This window comes from Microbacterium sp. Bi128, assembly GCF_918698205.1.
Genome location: NZ_CAKKMM010000183.1, coordinates 1 through 7,811, shown reverse-complemented (window position 1 = coordinate 7,811; position 7,811 = coordinate 1). Strand labels below are relative to the sequence as shown.

Genomic DNA, 7,811 nt, shown 5'->3' with positions numbered 1-7,811 from the left:
GGTGTGGGCCTGAACGAGGGCTGCATCCCCTCCAAGGCTCTGCTGCGCAACGCCGACCTCGCGCACACGTTCCACGCCAAGGCCGACCTGTTCGGTATCTCCGGCGACGTGCACTTCGACTTCGGCAAGGCGTTCGACCGTTCCCGTAGCGTCGCGGCCGGGCACGTCAAGGGCATCCACTACCTGATGAAGAAGAACAAGGTCACCGAGTACGAGGGCCGTGGCCACTTCGTCGACGACCACACGCTCGACGTGACCAAGGCCGACGGCTCGAAGGAGCAGGTCACCTTCGACAACGTCATCATCGCCACCGGGTCCACCGTGCGCCTCCTCCCCGGAGTGACCCTGTCCGAGAACGTCGTCACCTACGAGGAGCAGATCCTCACCCGTGAGCTCCCCTCCTCGATCGTCATCGTCGGCGCCGGAGCCATCGGCATGGAGTTCGCCTACGTCATGACGAACTACGGCGTGAAGGTCACCATCATCGAGTTCCTCGACCGCGCCCTCCCCAACGAGGATGCCGAGGTCTCGAAGGAGATCCAGAAGCAGTACAAGGGCTACGGCGTCGACATCCTCACCTCGACGAAGGTCGACTCCGTCACCGACCACGGCGACAAGGTCACCGTCGCCTACACCGCCAAGGACGGCTCCACCGGCTCGATCGACACCGACCGCGTGCTGATGTCCATCGGTTTCGCCCCCAAGGTCGACGGGTTCGGCCTCGAGAACACCGGCGTGAAGCTCACCGAGCGCGGCGCGATCGACATCGACGACCACATGCGCACGAACGTCCCGCACATCTACGCCATCGGTGACGTCACCGCCAAGCTCCAGCTCGCGCACGTCGCCGAGGCCCAGGGCGTCGTCGCGGCCGAGACGATCGGCAACGCCGAGACGCAGACGCTCGGCGACTACCGCAACATGCCCCGCGCCACCTTCTGCAACCCGCAGGTCGCCTCGTTCGGCCTCACCGAGCAGCAGGCCCGCGACGCCGGTCACGACATCAAGGTCGCGAAGTTCCCCTTCTCCGCCAACGGCAAGGCCAACGGCCTCGGCGAGCCCGTCGGCTTCGTCAAGCTCGTCGCCGATGCCGAGACCCTCGAGCTCATCGGCGGCCACCTCATCGGCCCCGACGTCTCCGAACTCCTCCCCGAGCTCACGCTCGCGCAGAAGTGGGACCTCACCGCTCTCGAAGCCGCGCGCAACGTGCACACCCACCCGACGCTGTCGGAGGGTCTGCAGGAGGCGTTCCACGGCCTCACCGGCCACATGATCAACCTCTGATCCGACCGGCCGCAACGCCCGACGGCCCCCGTCCCGCTCGATGAGCGGGGTCGGGGGCCGTCGTCGTCGGCGTCGTCAGCGCCCGAGGGCGCGGGCGAGTTTGGATCCGGAGGACGCGGGGCGACCTCCCGCCGCGAACACGGCGGCGTCGACCGCGGCGAACAGCGCCGCACGGCCGGCGTCGTCCGCGGGGCCGGCGGGGCCGAGCTCGACCTCCCACTCGCGCCACGCGGACTCGGTGCCCTGCCGCTCGTCGCGTGCGCGGACGCGGTCGTCCACGAACTCGGCGACGAGGCCACCGTCGGCGTCGAGCAGGGCGTAGGCGGTGCGGTGGTTGCGCACACGGGCGAGCGGCAGGAACGGTCCGTGCGCCCACGCGGCGACGGCATCCTGGATCTCCTCCGGGACCACCGGAGCCGCGTCAGCGTCGCCGATCTCGCCGAGGGGCCAGTGCGTCTCGGACCGGCCCCCGGGCGCGGGGGCCTTCACGTGCCACCCCTCGTCCGGTCCGCCCTGCCGCCGTCGTACCGCGACGCCGACTCGCGCGAGGGCGCCGTCGACGGTGTCGACGTACCGGGCATCGAGGTCGCGCGGCTCGGCGTCACCGACGCGCGCGACCCCCGGGATCCCCGACCAATCGGGCACGGGCGTGCCGTCGTCGACGTCGTACTTGGACTCGACCTCGACCGACGACGACCCGGGAGCCGCTCCGCTCAATCGTCGCGTCCGTCGGCGTCCGGGTTGATGTCCTCGGTCTCTTCCACGTAGGAGAAGATCGCCTGCGTGGGTCCGTCGGAGTCGCCGGTGTTCTCCAGCCCGCCGTCGCGACGGTAGACGAGCTGCCCCTCGCTGTAGGGCATGATCAGCGTGTCGTCGGTCTCGTTCTCGAGCGGGATCACCTGCCCGTCGAGCGGGCCTCCGGTCAGTCGTGCGATAGCCATGCGCCCAGCGTAGACCGGGGCCTCTCGCAGAGGCCGCGCCTTGACACCCCTGACCTAGACTCGCTCGGGTGACGAGGACGGACCTGCCCGGTGACCGCCCGTTCGTGCTCCTGGCCACGCGCGCCGAGGACCGACCGGCCGACGAGGAGTACGCGCTCTTCCTCCGCTTCACGGGCCTGCCTCCGGAGCGGCTCCGGCGCGTGCGCCTGGAACGCGACCCGATGCCCGAGATCGATCTCGACGAGATCGCCGGGATCCTCGTCGGAGGCAGTCCGTTCAACGCCTCCGACCCGTGGGAGAGGAAGTCGGCGGTGCAGCGCCGCGTCGAGGCAGAGATGGCCGCGCTCGTGGACGAGGTGGTGGTGCGCGATGCCCCGTTCCTCGGTGCCTGCTACGGCGTCGGCACGCTCGGCACGCATCTGGGCGCGCCGATCGACGGGACGTACGCCGAACCCATCAGCGTCGTCGACGTCGCGCTCTCGGACGCCGGCCGCGCCGATCCGCTGCTGTCGGGGATGCCCGCGACCTTCCCGGCCTTCGTCGGCCACAAGGAGGCGATCTCCGTGCTCCCCGCGGCGGCGACGCTCCTGGCATCCTCCGCCACGTGCCCCGTGCAGATGTTCCGGGTCGGCGAGAACGTCTACGCCACGCAGTTCCATCCCGAGCTGGATCTCGACGGCATCGTCACCCGCATCCACGCGTACGCCTCGTTCGGCTATTTCCGCCCCCACGAGCTCGAATTCACCCTCGCCGCCGTGCGGCGGTCGCCGGTGACCGTGACCGGCCGCATCCTGCGGGCGTTCGCCGAGCGCTACGCCCGCTGAGCCGGCGACCGGCGAACGACCTCGACGGCCGCCGTCACCGCGGGGCGGACGCGCCGCAGCTGCGGCTCGAAACCGAGGTCGACCAGGACGATGCGGCCGCAGAGCTCCGGACCGCGACCGCGGAGGATCCCCGCCTTGACCGCTCCGAAGGTGACCGTGACATCGGCCGGGAGGACCGCGGTGTCCGCCTCGCCCGTGTCCGGGTGCAGACCGCTGGGGAGGTCGACCGCCACGACGCGCAGCCGCCGGTCCGCGACCGCCGGGCGCAGGGCTTCGACCACGGCGCGAGCGGTGCCGCGCAACCGCGGGTCGGCGGAGGCGCCGATACCGAGGATGCCGTCGACCACCAGGACGTGATCCGCCTCGGCGGCGCAGACCTCCGAGGCATCCCGGAGCCGAGCCCCCGCGGCCACTGCGGCATCGAGCGCCTCCCGGTGCACGTGGTCGCGGGTGAGGACGATGTCGACGCGGCTCGCCACTCGGGCGAAAGTCGCCGCGGAGTACAGGGCGTCGCCGCCGTTGTCGCCCGAACCGACGACCACCAGGACGGCGCCCGGGGTCCGCGCGAGCTCCTCCTCGACGACGTCCGCGAGCGCACGGGCGGCCTCATGCATGAGGGGCCGTCCGGCCGCGAGCAGCGGAGCCTCGGCCGCCCGGACCGCGGCGGCGGTGTACGCGACGGTGCGCTCGGTCATGTGGCCACCCTAGACGCGTGTCCGCGGGCTCAGCGGGAAGCGGTACTCTTCGCCGTCGCCTCGCGTTCGTGCGCTTCGGCCTCGCGCGCGGCATCCAATTCACCGACGGCGGCCTGCACCGCCCGCTCGGCACGCTGGACCCGGAACTGCACGAGCGTCGACGCGGCGTACTTCGCGCGGACGCGATCCTGGTCCTCCTCGTGACCGACCATGATGTACGCGCCGGCGATGAGGATCACCTGGCTCGAGAGGTTCAGCCACAGCAGGAGCGCGATGAGCGCGGCGAACGTCGCGAGCAGAGGGTTTCCGCCCGCCCCGCGGACGAACAGGCCCGACAGCTGCTGCAGCGCGACCAGCCCGATGCCGCCCAGCAGAGCGCCGCGCAGGAGCGTCGCCCGACGCACGCGGAGCCCGGACAGCAGCGCGAAGGCCGCGGCGATCACGCCCGCGTCGAGCGCGAGCACGATGAGCGTGGAGACGAGCCAGGTCAGGATGCCGGTCACCCACGAATCCGCGGAGATGCCCAGCCATCCGCGCACCACCGTCAGCCCCGCCGTGGCGAGGAAGGTCACACCAGCGGCCGCGGCCAGGGCTGCACCGATGCCGAGAGCCAGCAGGAGGTTCCGCAGGAGCACCCACACGATGAAGGTGTCCTCCGTCGTCACGTCGGCGATCTGACGCAGAGCGGACCGCAGCGACCCGACGGCGCCGATCGCCGCGCCGAGCAGACCGATGGATCCCAGGACACCCGCGATCGTGAAGCCCGCGGGCGCCTTGATCTCGGCGACGTCGATGAGACCGTCCGGACCGACGAGCCCCGGGATGACGCCGTCGACCGCGCGCACGAGGGCGGCGAGCCCGTCGGGGTTTCCCGCGAGCCACAGCGCCGCGAACGAGAACCCGATGAGGACGCCCGCGAACACGCTGAACAGCGTCCGATAGGTCACGCTGTCGGCGAGCATGGGTCCGCGCCGGCCGGAGTAGACGAGGTACGCGCGCACGAGTCGCCGCTGCAGCGCCCACGCGGTGACGCGACGAAGGAGGTCAGCCATCCCCCCAGGCTATGCGGGCGGCACGATCTGCCCCGGCGGGGTTGACCGCGCGTCGAACACGCAGATCGCGCCGGGCTTCGCCGCGGGGCGGGCCCGTCCCGCGACATCCGCGCGATCCTGCGCCGCACGCGCAATTCTGCGCCGCACGCGCGCGGGGTCGCTCACCAGAGCTCTGCGAGCAGCACCCACCACGTCCCGAGCAGCAGCGGGGGCCCGAACGCGAACACGGCGCCCCGGGCACCGGAGAGCACGATTCCGGCGGCCGCGGCCCCGCCGCACAGGAACCCGGTGAGGATCCCCGAGAGCACGGCATCCGGTCCGAACCACCCGAGGTGCGCCCCCGCGAGGGCGGCGAGCGTCACGTCTCCCCCGCCGAAGGCCGTCGGCTGCGCGCGATGCAGCGCGAGGCACACGAGGAACGCGGATGCCGCCCCGCCCCACACCCCGACGAGGCGCGACGGTTCGTCGGCGGCGAGCGCCGCCGAGGTCAACAGCACGAGGGCCAGCGCGAGTCCCGGCAGGACGAGCGCGTGCGGAAGGCGGTGGTGACGCCCGTCGATGACGGCGAGGATCCCGCCGAGCACCGCGAACACGGTCAGCGCGACGCTGAGCACGCGGCGCTCAGGCGTCGAGGACGGCGAGCCGGGCGAGGACCATCGCATCGGGGAGGATGCCCTCGCGCTCGCGCACGGCGCGCTTCAACGGCAGGACGTAGACGCCGTCCGCCTGCGGGAAGATCGACGTGCGCCACGTGGAGGAGCCGATCGTGACTTCGACGCGCACCCCGCCGAAGCCGCGCCGGAAGGCCTGCGTCTCGCGGATGTCCTCGCTGAGTCCGGGCGGAAGCGCGACGAAGTACCAGGCGCTGTCGAGTCGGGCCTCCCACCGGAAGACCTCTCCCTCGAACTCGACGATCATCGTGTCTCCCTTCGACGCCGTCACCCTACCCGCGGCGGGACGGAGACCGCGGGCGCTCTCCCCTGGGGAAGAGCCGTCGGCGCACCGCGAGGTCGACCCCCACCGCCACGGCAGCCGCGGCGAGGGAGACGAGGAGGTCGCGCGCGTCGAAGCCGAGCCCGAGCACCAGGGCGATCGGCGGGAACGCGTCGGCCCAGGCTGCGGGGAGCCCGGTGAGCTGCAGCAGTTCGACGCCCACGCACCACGCCGCCGCGACCGCGGCGAGCACGACCGGGCGGACGCGCGGGAGGAGCATCACGAGACCCGCGTACACGGCGACGGTGTACAGGGCGTCGCCCACGATGTCGGTGACGACCGAGCCGGGCGCCGCGTGGACGGTCAGCCCCGCGGCGACGACGGCCAACAGCGCCGCACCCGCCGCGATCCGGCGACGCGAGACCTCCGTCACGCGAGGATCCCGGCCGCCCGCGCCGGTTCCGCGTACGCCCGCGCGAGCGAGGCCACCGTGTCGTGCGCGTTCAGGCCGCTGGGGTTGGGCAGGACCCACGTGGGCACTCCCCCGATGGTCTCTCCCTGGCGCCCGGCGAGGGCCTTGGGCCGGTCGAAGCCCTGGCGGTACGCGGTGAGACCCACCACCGCGACCGCGGACGGCGCGAGGGCGGCCACGCGGTCCGCGAGAGCGGCGGCGCCGGCGCGCAGTTCCGCGCGGTCGAGTTCGTCGGCACGCGCGGTCGCGCGGGCGACGGGGTTGGTCACTCCCACCCCCGCGTCGAAGATCATCGCCCGGTCGGCGTCGTCGAGTGGACCGGCGAAAGCGGGCAGCCGCGGCAGGATTCCGGCCTCGACGAGCGCGGGCCAGAACCGGTTGCCGGGGCGGGCGAACGGGGTCCCGGTCGCGGCGGTCCACAGTCCGGGGTTGATGCCCACGAACAGCAGGCGCAGGCCCGGTCCGACGAGGTCGGGGATCGTGGCATCCCGGTACGACTCGAGCTCGGCACGTGTATACCCCATGAGACCACTATGACCACTTCGCCGTCCGGCCCGCGCGACTGTGCCAGGATCGGCGGAATGGATGCCGTGCCCGCGCTCACCGAGGTCCCCGATCCGCAGTTCCTCATCGTGGGCGACAACGTGCGCCTCGCCACGTACACGTGGGGCGACCACGAGGCTCCCACGGTGCTGTGCGTCCACGGCTTCGGGTCGAGCACCCGCGACAACTGGGTCAACACCGGCTGGGTGCGCGATCTGCTGCGGGCGGGGTTCCGCGTCCTCGCCGTCGATCAGCGCGGTCACGGCGCGAGCGACAAACCGCACGACGCCGCCGCGTACCGCATGAGCGCGCTCGTCTCGGACCTCGTCGCTGTCCTCGACACCTACCTGGTGGATCAGGTGCGCTACCTCGGCTACTCCCTCGGCGGCCGCGTCGGGTGGCAGCTCGCCGTCGACGCCCCCGAGCACGTCGAGCGCGCCGTGCTCGGCGGCATCCCGGACGGCCGGCCGCTCGCCCGGTTGCAGGTGGAGCAGGCCCGCGCGTTCCTCGATCGCGGGGAGCCGGTGCAGGATGCCACGACCTTGCGCTACGTCTCGCTCGCGGAACGCGTGCCGGGCAACGACTTGCGCGCGCTCGTCGCCATCGCCGAGGGCATGCGCCTGGGCGAAACCGACCCGGACCCCGCGTCGCCCCCGCTGCAGCCCGTGCTCATCGCCACCGGGACCGAGGACCCGATCCACGACCAGTCCGCGAACCTCGCGGGGCTGCTCCCCCGCGGCGAGTTCGTCGACATCCCGGGTCGGCACCACGTGAACGCCCCCGGAGCGCGCGCGTTCCGCGAGGCCGGGATCGCGTTCCTGTCGCGCGAGCTCTGACCGGCGTTCACCCGCAGACGTACACGGTGCTCGGCGCATCCGCCGCCGTCGCGCAGTTCTGCTCCACCCACGCGCGGATCTGCGCCGAGACCGTGGAGGTTGAGGCCATCCCCGCCCCCACGGCCGCGCCCCCGGGCCCGCCGACGCGGTCTTCTTCGCCGATGACGTAGCGGAGCTGTCCGGTCTCGACGAGCGAGACGAAGGTCTCCAGGGTCGGTGCGGCGTCGGTGC

11 protein-coding genes and 1 pseudogene are annotated in these 7,811 nt (G+C 72.4%); 3 read left to right on the top strand and 9 right to left on the bottom strand.

Features of this window, described 5'->3' with window-relative positions; translation table 11 throughout:
* A partial coding sequence (lpdA, locus tag LQV45_RS13765) for a dihydrolipoyl dehydrogenase (protein ID WP_230007519.1) occupies positions 1-1,284 on the top strand: 1,284 nt, incomplete at its 5' end.
* A gap of 75 nt (positions 1,285-1,359) precedes the next feature.
* Here lpdA and LQV45_RS13760 read toward each other — a convergent pair.
* Positions 1,360-2,001, bottom strand: coding sequence for a CYTH domain-containing protein (locus LQV45_RS13760; protein ID WP_230007518.1), 642 nt, complete (start codon positions 1,999-2,001; stop codon positions 1,360-1,362).
* Positions 1,998-2,225, bottom strand: a complete 228-nt coding sequence (locus LQV45_RS13755) for a response regulator (protein ID WP_230007517.1) — start codon at positions 2,223-2,225, stop codon at positions 1,998-2,000. The genes LQV45_RS13760 and LQV45_RS13755 overlap by 4 nt, the downstream gene beginning before the upstream one ends.
* Positions 2,226-2,293: 68 nt before the next feature.
* Here LQV45_RS13755 and LQV45_RS13750 point away from each other — a divergent pair, with 68 nt between their 5' ends.
* Entirely contained in the window at positions 2,294-3,049 is a 756-nt protein-coding gene (locus tag LQV45_RS13750; RefSeq protein ID WP_230007516.1) for a glutamine amidotransferase, read from the top strand.
* Here LQV45_RS13750 and LQV45_RS13745 read toward each other — a convergent pair.
* The 6 genes from LQV45_RS13745 to LQV45_RS13720 all read right to left on the bottom strand — a co-directional run bounded on the left by LQV45_RS13745 (position 3,037) and on the right by LQV45_RS13720 (position 6,725).
* A complete protein-coding gene (locus LQV45_RS13745) occupies positions 3,037-3,744 on the bottom strand; it encodes an NAD(P)H-hydrate epimerase (protein WP_230007515.1) in 708 nt (235 codons plus the stop codon). The two genes, LQV45_RS13750 and LQV45_RS13745, sit on opposite strands and share 13 nt — an antisense overlap.
* A 29-nt stretch (positions 3,745-3,773) precedes the next feature.
* Entirely contained in the window at positions 3,774-4,796 is a 1,023-nt protein-coding gene (locus tag LQV45_RS13740; RefSeq protein WP_230007514.1) for a YihY/virulence factor BrkB family protein, read from the bottom strand.
* Positions 4,797-4,957: 161 nt separating this feature from the next.
* Positions 4,958-5,410, bottom strand: a complete 453-nt coding sequence (locus LQV45_RS13735; protein ID WP_230007513.1) for a prepilin peptidase — start codon at positions 5,408-5,410, stop codon at positions 4,958-4,960.
* A gap of 7 nt (positions 5,411-5,417) precedes the next feature.
* Complete coding sequence (locus LQV45_RS13730; protein WP_230007512.1) at positions 5,418-5,714, bottom strand: DUF1905 domain-containing protein; 297 nt, start codon at positions 5,712-5,714, stop codon at positions 5,418-5,420.
* Between the two features lie 25 nt (positions 5,715-5,739).
* Positions 5,740-6,162, bottom strand: a complete 423-nt coding sequence (locus LQV45_RS13725) for a DUF2809 domain-containing protein (RefSeq protein ID WP_230007511.1) — start codon at positions 6,160-6,162, stop codon at positions 5,740-5,742.
* Positions 6,159-6,725: a mismatch-specific DNA-glycosylase gene (locus LQV45_RS13720; protein WP_230007510.1), complete on the bottom strand. Its 567-nt coding sequence runs from the start codon at positions 6,723-6,725 to the stop codon at positions 6,159-6,161. The genes LQV45_RS13725 and LQV45_RS13720 overlap by 4 nt, the downstream gene beginning before the upstream one ends.
* A gap of 57 nt (positions 6,726-6,782) precedes the next feature.
* Here LQV45_RS13720 and LQV45_RS13715 point away from each other — a divergent pair, with 57 nt between their 5' ends.
* Positions 6,783-7,580: an alpha/beta fold hydrolase gene (locus LQV45_RS13715; protein ID WP_230007509.1), complete on the top strand. Its 798-nt coding sequence runs from the start codon at positions 6,783-6,785 to the stop codon at positions 7,578-7,580.
* A 7-nt stretch (positions 7,581-7,587) separates the two neighbouring features.
* On the opposite strand, the pseudogene LQV45_RS13710 reads toward LQV45_RS13715, so the two are convergent.
* A pseudogene (locus LQV45_RS13710) lies at positions 7,588-7,811 on the bottom strand (4-amino-4-deoxy-L-arabinose transferase); the annotation flags it as partial.

What these genes read in the sequence shown, in the direction of transcription:
- LQV45_RS13745 (WP_230007515.1), bottom strand. Translation starts at nt 3,744, where the DNA reads ATGACCGAGCGCACCGTCGCGTACACCGCCGCCGCGGTCCGGGCGGCC.
- LQV45_RS13755 (WP_230007517.1), bottom strand. Translation starts at nt 2,225, where the DNA reads ATGGCTATCGCACGACTGACCGGAGGCCCGCTCGACGGGCAGGTGATC.
- LQV45_RS13730 (WP_230007512.1), bottom strand. Translation starts at nt 5,714, where the DNA reads ATGATCGTCGAGTTCGAGGGAGAGGTCTTCCGGTGGGAGGCCCGACTC.
- LQV45_RS13715 (WP_230007509.1), top strand. Translation starts at nt 6,783, where the DNA reads ATGGATGCCGTGCCCGCGCTCACCGAGGTCCCCGATCCGCAGTTCCTC.
- LQV45_RS13740 (WP_230007514.1), bottom strand. Translation starts at nt 4,796, where the DNA reads ATGGCTGACCTCCTTCGTCGCGTCACCGCGTGGGCGCTGCAGCGGCGA.
- LQV45_RS13720 (WP_230007510.1), bottom strand. Translation starts at nt 6,725, where the DNA reads ATGGGGTATACACGTGCCGAGCTCGAGTCGTACCGGGATGCCACGATC.